A 17,051-nucleotide genomic window follows, 5' to 3' on the forward strand; every position below is an offset into this window, starting at 1 on the left:
ATGCAGGTTATGGAAAAGCATGACATTACAAGCAGGGAAGATATAGAAACGCTGGTGAATAGTTTTTATGACCAGGTAAAAGTGGATGATGTGATCGGGTTTATCTTCAACGATATAGCGAAGGTAGACTGGAGCAAGCATCTGCCGGTGATGTATAATTTCTGGGAAGGTCTGTTGCTGGACACCGGTAGTTACAATGGGCATGTAATGGCGCCACATTTCAGGGTCAATAAACTTATCCCTTTGGAAGCTGCGCATTTCAACCGTTGGTTGCAGCTATTTGAGGCCACCGTGAACAGTTTGTTCAGCGGAGAAAAAGCAACACTGGCAATTACCCGGGCGCGGTCGATCAGGCAGATAATGGCATTTAAAATGGACCAGGTCAACCGTCGGGATGATGGGGAGAAAAAGATTCCGCTCGTTAACCCGGGCAATAACCATTAAACACAGCTGAGTATGCAACCATTAGCGGAGCGGTTAAGGCCGGTGAACCTGGACGAACTTGTTGGCCAGGAGCATCTTACCGGTAAGGAAAGTATTCTGAGAAAGGCAATAGAAACAGGAAAGATTCCCTCTATGATCCTGTGGGGCCCGCCAGGCGTAGGTAAAACCACCATTGCTAATATTATTGCACATACATTACAGGTTCCTTTCTATACGCTCAGTGCAATTTCTGCAGGAGTAAAGGAGGTCAGGGAAGTGATAGAAATGGCTAAAAGACAGCGGCATGCTGTATTGTTCATTGATGAGATCCACCGGTTCAACAAATCCCAGCAGGATGCGTTGCTCGGCGCTGTAGAGAAGGGGATTATTACCCTTATTGGTGCCACTACGGAGAATCCTTCTTTTGAGGTGAATGCAGCGGTGCTTTCCAGAAGCCAGGTATATGTACTGAAGCCGCTGGGCAACGAGCAGCTGATGCAGTTATTGCAGCAGGCAATGGAACGCGACGAATGGCTGCGGAGTAAAAACATCGTCCTGCAGGAAACCGAAGCCATGTTTAATATTTCAGGCGGTGATGCGCGTAAGTTGCTGAACCTGTTTGAACTGGTGGTGAGTACGTTGCAGGAAGATCCTGTGGTGATTACTGATCAGAAGGTAATGGATATTGCGCAACAGCGTGTAGCCATTTACGATAAAAGCGGCGAGCAACATTATGACATTATATCTGCCTTCATTAAATCCATCAGGGGAAGTGACCCTAATGCAGCAGTATACTGGCTGGCAAGGATGATAGAAGGTGGTGAGGATGTGAAATTCATTGCCCGCAGGCTGGTTATACTGGCTTCTGAGGATATCGGCAATGCTAACCCTAATGCGCTGTTACTGGCCACCAGCTGTTTTCAGGCGGTGAACCTGATCGGTTACCCCGAATCGAGGATCATTTTATCCCAGTGTGTAACTTACCTTGCCTCTTCAGCCAAGAGTAATGCAGCATATATGGCCATCAACAGTGCGCAGGGAATGGTGGCTAAAACAGGTGATCTGCCTGTACCTATGCATATCAGGAACGCCCCTACGAAATTGATGAAGGAGATGGGATACAGCAAGGGATATGCTTATGCGCATGACTATGAAAATAATTTCGTGACGCAGGAATTCCTGCCGGATGCCATCCAGGGTACAAAGTTCTATGATCCCGGGAAAAACGCCAGGGAAGATGAATTGCGCCGGTACCTGAAGAACCTGTGGAAGGAAAAATACAACTACTGATTATTTATTCTGATCCCGCTCTTTGTTGAGGATCTCAAAAATTTGTTCGATTCGTTCTCCGTTTTCATCCACGAGTGTGATGGTGTGTTTCCCTACAGCAGGGTGCAGTGCCATTTGGTGAAACTCGACCGTAGTACCGATAAAGTTATTATCGAGATGCCAGAATATTTTAGCCGCGCTGTTGCGATGAGTGGCTGTAAATATCGTCTGGCCTGGCTTTCCGTCGATTTCAATCGGTACAAATATCCGGGCATTGGGCCTTGGATAGATCAGCTCCATGGGGGCTTTATCCTGTCCGAGTGAGGCGAGGCAGTCTGGTTTATAAGGAGGCAGCGGCTTGTAGGAGTTTTTGCCGCGGTAATAAAATTCCTGAGACGGTGGCAGAATGAACCAGGACCGGTGCTGCATGAACTGTGGCGACTCACAGCTTTCAGTTACCCGCCACTGCCCGGTTCTGTCGAGATGGATCAATTGATGATAAGGGCACACACCGGCTCTGATGCCGGCGAGAGGAACCAATATCGAATCTTTTTCTTCACATAGTTCCGTAGCGCGGAAGCCACTTTTACGGCATACCTCAATCTTTGTGAGTTTGGAGTAAGGTGTATTGAACCAGCCGCCAGTGCGAAGCAGCCGGAATACATCGAACATGATGGGTGCGGCTGTTGCCACACCAAGCAGGCCCGGACGGCCTTCACCGTCGGCGTTACCCACCCATACCCCTACTACATATTGCGGGGTGAGGCCGATGGCCCATCCATCGCGGAAGCCGAAGCTGGTACCTGTTTTCCAGGCAATGCGCTGGGAAGAGGAGAATTGCTGCCATAGCAGTTCTTCTCCTGGGCGCATTACTTCTGTCATGGCTTCAAATGCGTACCAGATGGAGCCTGCATCGAGGATTCCATCTTTGCTCAGGCCATGGCCGGAGGGGCGTTGTATATTGAGCCGGTAGTTAGCCGGATGGATATCTGCAGGGTTGTATTTGCCGTTATATTGATCCAGGTGAATCAGCGTGCGGGCAAGGCTGGCATACATGCCGCACATTTCCCAGAGCGTGGTTTCACCGCCGCCGAGGATCAGGGAAAGTCCGTAATGGTCCGCAGGCCTGTTCAGCGTAGTGATGCCAAGCTTCTGAAGCAGGGTATGGAAGCGTTCGTACCTGTACTGTTGAAGCATGCGTACTGCGGGGATATTGAGCGACCGGGCAAGCGCACGGGAAGCAGGTACAGCGCCATCGTAGCCGAGATCGAAGTTCTGGGGCGAGTATCCGGCTATCTGCGTAGGGATATCCGGGATGAGTGTGTTGGGAAGGATCAACCCGTCGTTGAGCATGGCGGCATATAATATGGGTTTCAGCGTGCTGCCCGGGCTTCTTCGCGCCTGTATGATATCGACATGACTTTCCAGTTCGGGATCCGAAGGATTATAGATATTTCCGACATACGCCAATGTATTGCCGGTTTCTACATCCAGTACCAATACGGCGGCATTGTTAATAGCGTTTGCCTTATAAATGTTATGATATCTTTCAGCGATAGCGGTAGCGTTTCGCTGAAGATCCGCTACAACAGTGCTTTTGATTCTGGTGAGGCCTGAAGGGTGCTGCAGGTAGTCGCGGCGAAACAGATCCAGCAGATGCGGTGCATCCTGTGGCAGCGGCATCGGCTGATTGGGTAGTGGCTCCAGCTTTGAAAGCTGGCAGGTAATACTATCGATCGTATGCTGATGATACAGCCTGTCAAGCAGCTGATTACGTTTATTCATTAACGTTACCCTGTTTCTTCCCGGATGTACAAGTGCAGGGCTATTGGGTAATACAGCCAGTGCCGCCATTTCTCCCCACGACAGCAAATCGGCTCTGCGGCCGTAATACCTCCAGGCAGCTGCTTCGAGGCCAACCACGTTGCCACCGAAAGGAGCATTGGCCGCGTAAAGGGCGATGATCTTTTTCTTGGAGGCGGCGAATTCCAGCCTGGTGGCCAGTACTGCTTCTACTATTTTCTGCCAGAAATTGCGTGGCTGGTTACGGGAGAGCCGGATTACCTGCATGGTAAGTGTACTGCCTCCACTCACAACTTTTCTGCCGCGGATATTCTGTCTTACTGCTCTGCTGAGCGCCAACGGATCAATGCCCCAGTGGTAGAAAAAACGTTTGTCTTCATAGGCAACAATGCACTTCGCAAATTTCTCCGGAACATGCGGATTATAAGGAAACCGCCATTGGCCATCCGGGGCTATACTGGCATTCAACAGATCGCCGTTGCTGTCTTCCAGTACATAGGAAGTAGCTGCGGTGAAAAGTTGTCTGGGTAAACAAAAATAATAGGCGATAAGAAGTATAGTTATAGCAGTCAGCCACCACTTTTTCCTAAGGCACCATTGTTTGAATGTATCTAGCTTCATCAGGGAGATCCGGAATAACTTTTATGCGGTCAAAGATAGCGTTAACTTATTGTTTTGAGTTGTTCATTGGCAGAATAATGGTTGCAGTGCGTAATGAATGAGAATGGATATGGTGGGTAATTGTTTTGGGGGTTCTTTTGCAGGATAGTTTTTTCATCATGTTAATCTATAAAAAATCAAAGGTTATGAGAAATCAATTTACAGAAATTGTAAAGCTTATCCGGCAAACATTGTCAACTGAGAAATTATTATTTATTGATAACCAGGGGAATATAATTGTGCCATCATTGATGGCACAATTTGCAGATATCCGCAATGCTATTTCAGCAAGGATAGCGCAATCTTCGGAGAACAGGTTACAATTTTGTAACTTTATATCAAATAGTTGGTTTATGGATATTCTTATTGATTTCGATGGCATTAATGATTCTTCTAAAAAAGAATGGTTACTCCAGACCCTGAAACTAATGGGAATTCGTTTTCAGGAAATAGAAAAGCCTCAAACTCAGGAAGAGTACAACCAGGAGCTGGAGGAAGGAGAAGAAGAAATCCTGAAGGGCAACTTTGTTACCCATGAACAACTACTCAAACGGATGACAAAAAAATGGAAATAATATGGACCCTCAAAGCCGTAGCACAATTAGAGAAGGTCATTGATTATATCCAACAGGATTCTCCCATGGGTGCCCAAAAAATATATTTAATAATTGTTGACCTTGTAGAAAAAGCGGCCCAACAACCGGAAAGATTTCCTGTTGATAAATACAAAGAGAACAATGACGGAAGCTGGCGGGCTTTTGAAAAATATCATTATAGAGTCTCCTACCGTATTACGCAAACTGCTATTCATATCGTTCGTATTCGCCATACCAGCCAGTCTCCTTTGCAATATTAACAGATCTAAGCATACCATGCTATTAACAAAATGCAGCGAAGATTACCAGTAAATCTCCGCTGCATTTTGCTAAAAGCTGATTGTTAATAACTACTTCACCACTTCCACCCATCTGCCAGGCTGAAACGCACGTATCGTATTATCATACATCGCTTCACAAGACACCGCAGGCAGGTAATACCGCCCCAGATACGCTGCATTCAGCAATACATTGTAGGTACGTTTCTTATTCTCTTCTACATTGAAATAAGTATACACCCTGTCGTCACGTATGTCCATATACGTAGCAGGCGATGAATGGAACGCGCTGTCGTTGCCCATCAGGCGGGTGTTGAGTATTTCCCAGCCAGACGGGAAGATCTGCGACAATGCCATCTGTTCATAGTAACCACGTTTTCCGGGATTGGTAATGGTAACAGTAGCCATGAAATCGGTGCCCTGTTTGAGGGTAGCCGGATCCACAGGTTTGCCCTCACGGGTGCTGTAGCTGATCTGTAATCCGAGTATTTCAGGATTGTTGCTGGCAACTGGCTCCTGGCCTGCCTCCGGTTGTCCCTGAAGTATGAGGCGTACATACAGCACATTTTGACCGTTATTCTGGATGTTGATATTACCACCGCTTCCGTTGAAGGTAACAGGGATCTGTGTTACGAATGATTGTCCGCTTACATTTCCTTTCACGCCATTCAATGTGTAGCTGAAGCTCATCTTGCTGCCGCCTTTGTTGTTACCGCAGTATTTGGCAATAGCGATAAGAGAATAGGCGGTCGTTTGTGTGCTGTACCACTGATCGCCCTGCGAGAGTTGCGCGGCAATCTGTTTCACCATTTCGTTGGCGCGTGTCCGTTGTCCGAGTATGGTCAGTGTTTCGAGTATCATGGCTCTGTCGCGCAAATCGGAGCCAAAGGTACCACTCAGCTGATTGTATGCTTTTACTTCTGTAGGAAGATTTTGTACCAGGGAGTTAGCCACTTCCGGTTGGCCAGCCAGTTTGTAAGCTGCTGCCAGTCGCCATTTAGCGGGTACAGAAAGGTATTTGAATTCCTTGAGCCTGTTCATGGCGCCCAGTTCCGGCGATTTAGCCAACGCCAGCAGGTACAGGCGGTAAGCCTGGGTCAGGTCGCTGCCGTAGAAGTTAAGTGTGCCTGGCGCCCAGGAACCTGCTTTATTCCGCTGGTATTTCTTCCATTGATCCAATAATCCGGGAGGTAACGTATAGCCCTGTGCCTGTGCTTCCACGAGGAAGTTACCGGCATAGTTGGTACCCCACTCATCGGCGTTACCTTCTCCGGGCCAGTAGCTGAAGCCACCGTCTGAGGTCTGGAAGCTCTTCAGACGATTGATACCGGCTTTAACATTGCGATCGATATCTGCCAGCTGGCTTTCTTTCAGATCCATCAGCTGGTTCAATACCAGTTGCGGGAACACGCCTGAAGTGGTTTGTTCTATACAGCCATGCGGATAAGAAATGAGGAAGTTGAGGCGTTTGGCCAGGTTTAACGATGGGATGGTGGATACTTCCAGCGTTCCTGTGTTGGTACCTGCCATGCCTACCGGACTAAAGGCCGATTGCCAGTTCCTGTTTCCTTCCAGTGTATTTTCTATGATGTTGGTGATAACCGGGTTAGGATTGCGAACATTCAGTTCTATATTCTCTTCTGCTTTTTCTGCTCCGCTGCTGGCGACCACTTTAATTTTAGCTACACCTGTTTGTGGTTTTACCTTTACGTCAAAGTATACCAGTTGTTCGCCTGGTTGTGAGAAGGTAACCGTTTTGGTTTGTTCTCCTACCACTTCCAGTAGCGGGCTGGTACTGAGTGTGACGCTGGCGCTGCGGATATTGGGTTCAAGGCCGAATACGGTAACCGGTAATTGTATGGTTTCTGTTGGACCTAATACACGTGGTGCCGTAGTCAGCAACATCAATGGTTTCTTTACTGCCACTGTTTTTTCTACGGAACCATATGCGCCCTCCTGGCCGGCTACTACCATGGCTTTTACTGATCCGATATAAGGCGGCAGTTTGAATTTATGCGTTTGCTTCTGCCCTGATTTCAGGTAGAATGGCCCCATGAATTTCACCACCGGTTTGAAGCGGTTGGCTTTGGCTGCGCCTGCATTCCGGTTCAGGCCTTCGTCACCACCTATGCTCAGGATGCGATCCATATCGGCGCCCCAGGCGCCTATTACGTAGTCGAAAAGATCCCAGGTTTTTACGCCTAATGCCTCCCTTGCATAGAAGGAGCTATGCGGATCAGGCGTCTTGAAGCGGGTCAGATCCAGCAGGCCTTCATCTACGATGGCGACGGTATAAGTCATTGCTTTACCGTTGCTTTCGCTTACGGTAAGACTGGCTTCTGTTTCGGGTTTCAGCTTATCAGCCATCGTAATCACCGGTTTCAGTATTGTGCCCGGATCTTCGATGGAGATAGGGATGGTACCATACATGCGGATCGGAAGATCGTTGAGCGTTTGCGCATGAGGTTGAAGCAAACTAACGTTGACGTATATATTAGGCGCCATGTTCTTCTCTGCCTTGAAGCGGAAGGTAGTCTGCCCCTGTTTGGTGGTAATCCAGTAAGATTTCAGAATCCTGCTGCCCGATTCAATACTGATCAGGCCCCGGCCACCTTCGCTGCTGGGGATAGTGAGATTGATGTCGTCTCCTGTTTTATAGGTTTGTTTATCAGAAGTGAATACCAGCATGGCTGCTTCGGCAGGGTTTTCTTTCTGCATACGCTCTGCCCATCCCGGCCAGTCTACATATACCGCCTTTCCGGCTGTATGTCCGCTCTGCAGGTCTTTTACACGGATCAGATAGCGGCCCCAGTCCGGAGAATTGATCCGGAGGTTCCATTTACCTTTACCGTCCTGCAGGGTAACGGTTTCCTTGCTCAGCATCTGGTTGTAGCTGTCTTGCGTGAAATTGGAGAATTCATCTCCTTCACCTTCATCCCACCACCATCTCCACCGGATCTTGTACAACTCTACCTGCACGTCGCGGGTGCCGCGGGTGAGATTGCCATTGTCGTCTACATCTACCAAATCAATACTATGTGCCTGATCTGTCAGTAACATACCGGTAGTCCGGTCGCCGGTGGGAAGCCGCAAGCCAACATAAGAGGTGAACGGATTGTAAGGCATAGAAAAATGAGCTATGCTGAAATCTCCACCCGGTTCAAATACTTTTACTTCGAAATTCGCTTTCAGTTGCCCGGGGGCCAGTTTACCCAGCTGTATATCAGCATTCACCGGTGCCGCACCATTATCGTTCAGCGGACCATCGAAGATGGTTTTGTTTTCTGCTTCGAAATGGGTTACCGGATCATCGAATGAATAGCCCTGGAAGTTTTTGAAACCGGTTTGCTGTGCAGTCAATGATACATCCACTTTGGCTTTCAGATGTTGGGCTGTAGCGCCAAACAGCCACATAGCGGAAAGGGTGCCACTGGTATTTCCTTTCGACAGTGTCTGAGAAGTACCGAAGTCCATTTTGATCTTCAGACGGTTGGGTTTTACCGTTTCTATGCGCACATTCTTCTGGAAGGTGGCGCCGCCTACTTTAACTTTGGCTACCCAGTTACCGGTAGGGTCGTCCGGGTTAGTAGCAGTAGTGAAGCTGTAGAAACCGTTCATTCCCTGATGCTGGTTAATGCGTTTATACAGCTGTCCTTTCGGGTTAAATAACTCCAGTGAAACCGGGTGATCCGCTGGCAGTTTTTGTGCTTTATCTTCCAGTATAAAAGTCAGGTAGATGGAATCGCCAGGCCGCCACACGCCACGTTCTCCGTAGAGGAAGCCTTTGATACCATTTTGTATTTCTTCTCCTTTAACATCGAAGCGGCTTAATGGTAGCGAGCTGCCGTCGTCGAGTTTGAGATAGCCTCTTTCATTTTCCCGTTTAGCGATAAGCAGGTAAGGCTTGCGTTTCAGCTCAAAGCTGGCGAGCCCTTCCCCATCGCTTTTAGTTTTATAGATCACCTGGTTCTGATAATCCAGCAGCTCCAGTTCTACGCCTATCATCGGTTTGGTATCCCGTATATCCGTTACCGCTACGAGCATGCTGTTGTCGTTACCACGTTTGGCAATCAGACCGATGTTGGAAGAAATGATATTGCGCGAAGCCCACTTGTCTTTGCTGTAGTAGGAATTTGAGCAGGCATCATTACGTTGATCCCAGTTGTAACCGAACGGGTAGTAGCTGTCGTAACGCTGCCAGAAAGCGTCGTCTTCATCGATTTTATCGTTTCCGTAATATTCTCCGTCGTCGTCTCCTGCATATCTTCTATCCTCATCCTTGCTGGTGCTGTCGGCGGTACAGGCGGTGAGCGCATAGGCCTTCCGGAAGCCAATGGTAACACGGTAAATAGCGCCGGGCTCAGTTCGGAGTAGTTTGTCAAGATCCAGGAAGAAACGATTTTTCTTATGCAGGTTCACAGATTTATCTGTATCGAGGCGGATGGTTTTTTCCACAACAGGTTTCGCCACTCTTCTCAATTCCTGGTTTCCATCGAGGTTATTCTGCTGAAGGTATTGCGGTACATTGTTTTCGTAAATTTTGATAATGGAGACGTCTACCGCATTGAGGTTCACCGCTTCAAACGGCATAACGAGTTTATTGCTCTGAGGCAGAATCACGCCTTTGCCGGGAATGCTGACAGAAGGCATGGTATTCTCGAAATTGACGTTGGCGCTGAAGGCTTTTCCGAGACGTTTGTCGGTAATGTTAATAACGCCTTCGTTTACAATCACATTGTAATTACCTTCGAGCCGGAGCGGGGCATACACTTTTACTTCGCTGCCATCAATGGTGTAGCGCAGATCGCTTTGTCCTCCGATACCTATCAGGCCTTCCAATGTTTGCGCCGCACTTACAGGATCAGAGAACTGAACCAGCAGGTGCTGTTCCGGATCCGACATGGCTTTCACATCCAGTACTTTGAAGTCGCCTACAGCGGGTACTTCGATGGTTTTCTTGCCGGCGTTATCCACTTTGAGTGAAGCGCCGTTCCAGGTCAGTTCCAGGTTACGGGCAGTATTTCCACGCTCTATATTGGCAATGGTAAAGCGGGAAGTTTTCTCAGCGGCATTGTGTTGCCAGGTGACTGGCAGATTTTTGCCGGCGTATTGAGCAGATAATATTTTTTCAATGGATTGAGGTGCTTCTGCATCGGCGGTATAAATCACACCAGTAAAGGTCATGCGGTCCAGCGTGCTGTTGGAGCTGGCTTTCAGGCCGTTATCTTCCAGTGAAAAAGAAGGTTTGATGACTTTAAACTGGAAATCGAACGACTTGAGATCTTTCGGAACATCCAGTATTTTTCCCAGTTTAAAGGATGCATCGTAGGTTTTGCCGGGTTGCAGGTTTTCATCCGGTCTGAATTCGATGGTAGTGGCATCTACCCAGTAGGCTTTTCCTTTTACGGAAGGGGAAAAATCGAATACCTCTTTCTCGAGTGGCTCATTCTGGGTATGAGTCACGTTGGTTTGAGAAGTGAGGTGAACACGGATGGCGCTTTGTTTGGAAATGATACCGGCAGTGTAGGATTCAATATACCTGGCAAATTCCGGGTTCATTTCTTTACGCGTGGTGCGGCAACCACAAATTACAATGAGGGCAGCGAGGACACAAGACAATGCTGCTACAACACTAAATCGTTTTGTTGGGTGCATCAGGTAAGCAGATTAGGGTGATAACTAGGTGCGAATGTCGGGAATTTTCCTTACCCGGTCTAATCCCGGGTAAGAAAAAATCGTTACTGTTGCACCAGTCAGCCGCTTTCTACACCATTTCACCTTTATTCAGCCGGATGAACTGATTAACACAATCCGGCAATTCTTCCTCGTAATGGGTGACGAATATGACGGTTACGGATATATGTTCACACAGTTGTTCAATCACTTTTTTGAAGTGCATCTTTTGGTAGGAATCGAGGCCCTGACAGGGCTCATCAAAGATGAGCAAAGGAGGATTTTTTACCAGTGCGCGCGCCAGCAAAGTAAGGCGCTGCGTGCTTTCGGATACCTGCCTGAAAGGAGTGCCGGCATATGCGGCGATATTGAGGATATCCAGCCAGTCGCGGGCAGTTTGCTGCTGAGCAGGAGTTACCGGCCTAGGTGTACCAATAACATCTGAGAAACCGGAGCATACCACCTGCAGACAATTATCGCGGGAAGTAAAATACTGATGTAGTTCAGGGGAAACGAATCCGATTTTCTTCTTGATATCCCATATACTTTCCCCGGTACCCCGGCGCCGGTCGAACAGCCACAATTTATTGGCATATGCCTGTGGGTTATCGCCATTAATAAGGCTGAGCAATGTTGATTTACCCGCGCCATTTGGCCCGAGCAGCGCCCATTTATCATTCGGTTTTACTATCCAGTTAATGCCGTTCAGGATTGTATTTTCTCCATACCTGATCCGTATATCTTCCATGCGCACGATTGTTTCAAACTGGTTGTCGGGCCGGTGTTGTACAAGGGTGGCTATCTTGTCAGCTTCCATTGGCGGAAGCTCTATGGCAGTGGGTTCAGGCAATGGCAGCTGAATGAATTCGCTACGTGTATACTTACCAGTTATAACGCCGTTGTCCAGGGTAAGTACGTGGGTAATATGTTCGGGTATTTCATGCGGTGATGTAGCCAGCAATACGGTAGAACCACCACTGATCAGCTCATTGATCATATTGCTGAAGTCTTTCCTGGCCTGTACATCCAGTCCGATGTATGGATTGTCGAGCATGAGTAACTGTGGCTGCTGCATGAGTGCGCGGGCAATCATCACCCGCCGTGTTTCTCCATTCGACAATTTAATCAGGCGTTTTTCCATTAGCGGCGTGATCCGCAATGGTTGCAACAAAGGCGGTATTTCGTTTATCTCCAGATATTCCTTTACTGTCGGGGAATTATCGGCGTCCATACTATTGAACCGTTGCTGATAATAGAAGTCGGTAGTAGTATTGGAGAGATTGCGGAATGTATGATGGTGGCCTACCATCGCTATCAGATGGCGGTAGTTGAACCAGGGATCGGTAATGGTGTGAGTACGACACCATTCATCGTAAAAATGGTAGCGGATACTGCCGTTAATAACATTAAACTTACCGAGTATAGTGTTCAGCAGGGCCGTTTTTCCGGAGCCACTGGGGCCGGTGATGGCCCATTGCTCACCTTCGTTGATCTGCCAGCTGAGGGCATTGAAAATTGTTTTATCGAGATACCTTGCAGTAATGTGTTCCACGGTGAGGAACGGTGTTAGCTGTTCTGTCATAATCTGAACGATTGAGCTAAAGATTCGTCTGTCGCCTATAAAAATAACAGGATTATTGAAAGCATCCGTTATTTTTATGATAAAGAAAGTTTGAGACTATGGAATGGAAGATAAAATCATTTGATGAGTTGACTCCGGCAGAATTGTACGCCATCCTGCAGCTGAGAGCCGAAGTTTTTGTAGTGGAGCAGCAATGTGTTTATCAGGATATGGATGATGCTGACCAACGGGGCCTGCATTTAATGGGAATGAGCGACAGTGGACGTTTGCAGGCCTATACCCGTCTTTTCGGGCCAGGCATTAAATATGAAGAGGCTTCCATAGGAAGAGTGGTTACTTCTCCATTGGCCAGAGGAAAAGGCGCCGGGCGGGAGTTGATGGAACGTTCCATTGCTGCAGTAAAAGAACATTTCGGTGCCATTCCCATCAAAATAAGTGCTCAACAATATTTACAAAAATTCTATCAATCGCTGGGTTTTGAGCAAACCAGCGACATGTACCTGGAAGACGGGATACCACATATTGAAATGAGAAAAGCCTGATGAAAAGGCTATAGCTACTTCTTCGGAATTTTCTTCGTTTTTTCCTTTATCTCCGGTTGTTTTTCCTTGATCCTGTAGAAGGGAATTACATAGGAAATAGTGTACTGTACGTCGAATGCCGAGCGCTTGGAGCCAGATCCGAAGCCCGGGATGGTTAGTGGCGTCATATCCGGATTCTTTACATTGTTGATCAGTATCCTTTCGCGGATATTCCATCCCATGAAAAAGTTTTTCAGCACTTCCGCTTTCAGGCCAACCACCAGTTCTATCCAATGCGCATTGACATTGGTTTTGGGAATACTCCCTGTCAGGTGGTCGCCCCAATAAGTGTTTCTGATCGCGTAGGTGGGAACGGAGTAATTAAAATGGGAAAACCCGTAGCGGATACCGCCGTAAAACATGTTCCGTTCAGAGTGGTACTGCCGTTTCAGGAAGTTGTAATCCACCCCCAATGTAACGAACATACCATTGCCTTTATAAGTGTAGTTACTATCGGAATGGGGCGTGTTAGCATATCCTGTCTCGAAAGCAGCATAAAGATTACCGTTGATACGGGCATCTGCTACAACCGTCACTTCTTTCCTGTATGGATAATAGATGGCGGAAACAATGCGGCTAAGGTCCAACCCTACCCGGATCCCTCCGGGAACGTACCAGGTACTGTCTTTATGCGGTGGCACGACGGCTTTCTTAGCAGTATCCGCCTTTGCCATGTGTATGGTATCAGCTTTAACGGCTTTAGGATGAGTAGTATCTGCTTTGATCGCTGCCGGCTTATTTTGGGCTGTAGCAGCGATACCGGACAAGATACTAGTTGCTATTAAAGAAAAATAAATAAAGATGCGTGTCATTACTGCTTGTTACAGACTTATTATAAATCACAACAGAATCGATCGTATGCCTGGTAGCGATAACAGTATCCAGGTTGAAATAGGTGCCGAATCCGCAGCCAGGTGAAATAAAATGTTTGGTACGTTTATACCTGAACGTTATCGTATCTGCAACGAGGGCAGAATCGACTTTCAGGTAAAACCGGCTACTATCATCCATCGGAGACAGCTGGAAGAATATATCTCCCAGCGGCAGATTTTTGTAGATAGTATCCCTGCCGAGCGCGCAGGCGGTTACCTTGGGCATAATGGTATCCCTTACAATTCCTGCGGTATCGCGCCGGAAATGTGTGTGCAGGTCGTTACGCAACGACTGATCGCATATTTTGGTTTCATTTTCACAGGCAAAGATGCCGATAACAATGAAACAGGCGATGAATATCTGATATATGCTTTTCATTACTTGTTTACAGTTGGCAAGATATTAAATTCCCAGCTCCTTTTTGAGGAATCGGGCAGTATGGCTGTCTTTGCAGGTACTCACCTGTTCCGGTGTTCCGCTGCATAAAATAGTACCACCGCCCTGGCCTCCTTCGGGGCCCAGGTCTATAATATGATCGGCCATTTTTATTACGTCCAGGTTATGTTCGATTACCAGCACGGTGTTTCCCCTGTCCGTCAGTTTATTCAGCACTTTCAATAGCAGCTGTATATCCTGGAAATGAAGGCCGGTAGTGGGTTCATCGAGTATATAGATGGTTTTACCGGTATCTTTTTTGGAAAGTTCGGTAGCCAGTTTTACCCGCTGTGCTTCTCCACCGGAGAGGGTTACGGCCGACTGACCGAGGGTAATATATCCCAGGCCTACATCCTGCAGTGTTTTTATTTTACGGTAAATCCAGGGTACCGGCTGGAAGAATTCCACCGCTTCATCAACGGTCATGTCCAATACATCGGAAATAGACTTGCCTTTATAACGGATTTCGAGTGTTTCGCGATTGTAGCGGCGGCCATTGCATTTTTCGCAGTGTACGTATACATCCGGCAGGAAGTTCATTTCGATGACGCGCATACCACCGCCTTCGCAAACGTCGCAGCGGCCGGTTTTTACGTTAAATGAGAAGCGGCCGGCATTGTAGCCCCTGATCTTTGCTTCAGGAACGGATGCAAACAGGGTTCTGATATCGGTGAAGAAACCACAGTAGGTAGCCGGGTTACTGCGGGGAGTGCGGCCAATGGGCGACTGGTCTATTTCAATCACCTTATCTATAAACTCCAGGCCCTTGATGCTTTTATAAGGCATGGGTACCATTTTGGAGTCATAGGCATGTTTAGAAAGAATAGGATACAGTGTTTCATTGATCAGCGTGGATTTACCACTGCCGGAAACACCGGTAACACAGGTGAATGTACCAAGAGGTAGTTTCAGGTTTACATTTTTCAGGTTGTTGCCGGAAGCGCCTTTCAGCTCCAGGAAATTGCCATTGCCTTTACGGCGGGCGGGAATTTCCGAGGCTGTTTCGCCGTTCAGGTATCCTGCAGTAGGCGTATGCAGTTTGAGGATCTGGCCGGGTGTACCCTGGGCCACGATCTGTCCTCCGTGCACACCGGCACCCGGGCCGATATCTACAAGGTGATCGGCATGCAGCATGATGTCTTTATCATGCTCAACAACGATCACGGTATTGCCCATTTCTTTCAGGTTACGGAGGGCGTCGATCAATTGCATATTATCCCGTTGATGCAGCCCGATGCTGGGCTCATCGAGGATGTAGGTGATTCCCATCAGCTGCGATCCGATCTGGGTGGCCAGCCGGATACGCTGCGATTCCCCGCCACTGAGCGAACGCGTAGGACGGTTCAGCGTGAGGTAGGTCAGGCCTACATTCAGCAGGAACCGGAGCCGCTCGCGAATTTCTTTCAGGATATCCTTCGCAATGGCATTCTGTTTTTTCTCCAGTCTGTCTTCAATATTATCAAACCAGGCCAGGAGCTTGTCGAGATCCATGTTGCCGAGTTCGGAAATATTTTTGCCATCCACTCTGAAATACAGGCTCTCCTTTTTCAGACGTGCGCCGTTACATTCCGGGCAGGTGCTCAGCTTCATGAAGCCTTCGGCCCAGCTCCGCACGTAGTCGGAGGAGGTATCATTGAAATAACGCCGTACCATATTCACAACGCCTTCGTACTCTGTGGCGTATTCGGTAGTACTGCCATTATTTTCTCCGAATTCCATATCCACTTCCAGTTTTCCGTTCTCATCTCCGAACAATAACACATTGAGTGCTTTTTGCGGAATGCTGGAAATAGGGGCGGTTAAGGAAAATTTGTACTTTTTGGCGAGTTGTTGTACCTGTTTGAAGGTAAAGGTATCGCGGGCTTCTCCCAGTGGTTTCAGACCGCCATCGTTGATGGAAGCGTTGTAATCAGGGATTACTTCGTCCATATCGATCTGGTATATTGTTCCCAGCCCTTTACAACGGGGGCAGGCGCCATAGGGAGAGTTGAATGAGAAGGTATTCGGACTGGGCTCTTCATAGGAAAGGCCGGTTTCCTCACACATCAGCTGTTTGCTGTACTGACTTACCTTGTTGGTATCATTGTCCATGATGAACAGCAGGCCTTTCCCGGTGGTGAGGGCCTTCTGTACGCTCTGGCTGATACGGGTGCGTGCATCTTCCTGTACCTGAATGCGATCTATTACCAGTTCTATATCGTGGATCTTGTAACGATCCACCTGCATTCTTTCTTTCAGGTCCAGTATCTCTCCATCTACCCGTACTTTCAGGTAGCCCTGTTTGCGAACCTGTTCAAACAATTCCCGGTAATGGCCTTTACGCCCGCGTATCAGCGGGGCAAGGATGGCCAGTTTTTTGTTTTTGTAGTTTTTGAACAGATGTTCCAGTATCTCCTCTTCGGAGAAACGGGTCATTGGTTTGTTGGTATTGTAGGAATATGCAGTTCCCGCGCGGGCATAGAGCAGGCGCAGGAAATCGTATATTTCGGTGATGGTGCCAACAGTAGACCTCGGGTTTTTGTTGGTCGTTTTTTGTTCTATGGAGATCACTGGCGACAGCCCGGTGATTTTATCTACATCCGGTCTTTCCATATCGCCGATAAACTGACGGGCGTAGGCGGAAAAACTTTCCATATACCGGCGTTGTCCTTCCGCATAAACGGTATCGAATGCAAGTGATGATTTGCCACTGCCACTGATTCCGGTGATCACTACCAGTTTATTTTTGGGCAACTGAAGATCCAGGTTTTTCAGGTTATGCTCCCGTGCGCCAAAGATGGCTATTTGTTCGTCTGCCGGGGCTTCTGCCAGGGGAGCAGCGGGTACATTCTCTTTTTTCTTTGCCATAAGATTAAACCACTAAGTTAGCAAAAATAGG

The 17,051-nt window shown here is 47.9% G+C and carries 11 protein-coding genes; 5 read left to right on the top strand and 6 right to left on the bottom strand.

The genetic code is table 11. The features are described 5' to 3' along the window. The first annotated feature begins 9 nt into the window (after positions 1–9). Positions 10–444, top strand: a complete 435-nt coding sequence (locus tag UNH61_RS32090; protein WP_326996115.1) for a group III truncated hemoglobin — start codon at positions 10–12, stop codon at positions 442–444. A gap of 12 nt (positions 445–456) precedes the next feature. Beyond that, positions 457–1,713 carry a replication-associated recombination protein A gene (locus tag UNH61_RS32095; protein ID WP_326996116.1) on the top strand — a complete coding sequence of 419 codons (1,257 nt, stop codon included), beginning with the start codon at positions 457–459 and terminating at the stop codon, positions 1,711–1,713. On the opposite strand, the gene pbpC is transcribed toward UNH61_RS32095, so the two are convergent. Then, complete coding sequence (gene pbpC / locus UNH61_RS32100; protein WP_326996117.1) at positions 1,714–4,116, bottom strand: penicillin-binding protein 1C; 2,403 nt, start codon at positions 4,114–4,116, stop codon at positions 1,714–1,716. It abuts the gene before it with no gap. A gap of 185 nt (positions 4,117–4,301) precedes the next feature. On the opposite strand from pbpC, the gene UNH61_RS32105 reads away from it, so the two are divergent. Together UNH61_RS32105 and UNH61_RS32110 are read left to right on the top strand one after the other, a co-directional pair. After that, positions 4,302–4,730 carry a hypothetical protein gene (locus UNH61_RS32105; protein ID WP_326996118.1) on the top strand — a complete coding sequence of 143 codons (429 nt, stop codon included), beginning with the start codon at positions 4,302–4,304 and terminating at the stop codon, positions 4,728–4,730. Beyond that, positions 4,721–5,011: a type II toxin-antitoxin system RelE/ParE family toxin gene (locus UNH61_RS32110; RefSeq protein ID WP_326996119.1), complete on the top strand. Its 291-nt coding sequence runs from the start codon at positions 4,721–4,723 to the stop codon at positions 5,009–5,011. Before UNH61_RS32105 ends, UNH61_RS32110 begins: the two co-directional genes overlap by 10 nt. A gap of 90 nt (positions 5,012–5,101) precedes the next feature. Here the strand turns inward: UNH61_RS32110 and UNH61_RS32115 are convergent, their stop codons facing one another. Then, on the bottom strand, positions 5,102–10,684 hold the full coding sequence (locus tag UNH61_RS32115; protein ID WP_326996120.1) for an MG2 domain-containing protein: 5,583 nt from the start codon (positions 10,682–10,684) through the stop codon (positions 5,102–5,104). Between the two features lie 109 nt (positions 10,685–10,793). Then, positions 10,794–12,284 carry an ATP-binding cassette domain-containing protein gene (locus tag UNH61_RS32120; protein ID WP_326996121.1) on the bottom strand — a complete coding sequence of 497 codons (1,491 nt, stop codon included), beginning with the start codon at positions 12,282–12,284 and terminating at the stop codon, positions 10,794–10,796. A gap of 98 nt (positions 12,285–12,382) precedes the next feature. Here UNH61_RS32120 and UNH61_RS32125 point away from each other — a divergent pair, with 98 nt between their 5' ends. Further along, complete coding sequence (locus UNH61_RS32125) at positions 12,383–12,826, top strand: GNAT family N-acetyltransferase (protein WP_326996122.1); 444 nt, start codon at positions 12,383–12,385, stop codon at positions 12,824–12,826. Between the two features lie 14 nt (positions 12,827–12,840). Here UNH61_RS32125 and UNH61_RS32130 read toward each other — a convergent pair whose 3' ends face one another. The 3 genes from UNH61_RS32130 to uvrA are packed head-to-tail and all read right to left on the bottom strand — an operon-like array spanning position 12,841 to position 17,020. After that, on the bottom strand, positions 12,841–13,632 hold the full coding sequence (locus tag UNH61_RS32130; RefSeq protein ID WP_326996123.1) for a DUF6048 family protein: 792 nt from the start codon (positions 13,630–13,632) through the stop codon (positions 12,841–12,843). Positions 13,633–13,636: 4 nt separating this feature from the next. Next, positions 13,637–14,116, bottom strand: coding sequence for a DUF6452 family protein (locus tag UNH61_RS32135; protein ID WP_326996124.1), 480 nt, complete (start codon positions 14,114–14,116; stop codon positions 13,637–13,639). Positions 14,117–14,140: 24 nt separating this feature from the next. Further along, complete coding sequence (gene uvrA, locus UNH61_RS32140; protein ID WP_326996125.1) at positions 14,141–17,020, bottom strand: excinuclease ABC subunit UvrA; 2,880 nt, start codon at positions 17,018–17,020, stop codon at positions 14,141–14,143. Positions 17,021–17,051 lie beyond the last annotated feature (31 nt).

Origin of the sequence: Chitinophaga sp. 180180018-3, assembly GCF_037893185.1 — a bacterium.
GTDB lineage: Bacteria > Bacteroidota > Bacteroidia > Chitinophagales > Chitinophagaceae > Chitinophaga.

Excerpts from the sequence above, each read along its gene's own strand:
- UNH61_RS32090 (WP_326996115.1), top strand. The coding sequence starts at position 10 with ATGGAAAAGCATGACATTACAAGCAGGGAAGATATAGAAACGCTGGTG.
- UNH61_RS32095 (WP_326996116.1), top strand. The coding sequence starts at position 457 with ATGCAACCATTAGCGGAGCGGTTAAGGCCGGTGAACCTGGACGAACTT.
- pbpC (WP_326996117.1), bottom strand. The coding sequence starts at position 4,116 with ATGAAGCTAGATACATTCAAACAATGGTGCCTTAGGAAAAAGTGGTGG.
- UNH61_RS32105 (WP_326996118.1), top strand. The coding sequence starts at position 4,302 with ATGAGAAATCAATTTACAGAAATTGTAAAGCTTATCCGGCAAACATTG.
- UNH61_RS32110 (WP_326996119.1), top strand. The coding sequence starts at position 4,721 with ATGGAAATAATATGGACCCTCAAAGCCGTAGCACAATTAGAGAAGGTC.
- UNH61_RS32115 (WP_326996120.1), bottom strand. The coding sequence starts at position 10,684 with ATGCACCCAACAAAACGATTTAGTGTTGTAGCAGCATTGTCTTGTGTC.
- UNH61_RS32120 (WP_326996121.1), bottom strand. The coding sequence starts at position 12,284 with ATGACAGAACAGCTAACACCGTTCCTCACCGTGGAACACATTACTGCA.
- UNH61_RS32125 (WP_326996122.1), top strand. The coding sequence starts at position 12,383 with ATGGAATGGAAGATAAAATCATTTGATGAGTTGACTCCGGCAGAATTG.
- UNH61_RS32135 (WP_326996124.1), bottom strand. The coding sequence starts at position 14,116 with ATGAAAAGCATATATCAGATATTCATCGCCTGTTTCATTGTTATCGGC.
- uvrA (WP_326996125.1), bottom strand. The coding sequence starts at position 17,020 with ATGGCAAAGAAAAAAGAGAATGTACCCGCTGCTCCCCTGGCAGAAGCC.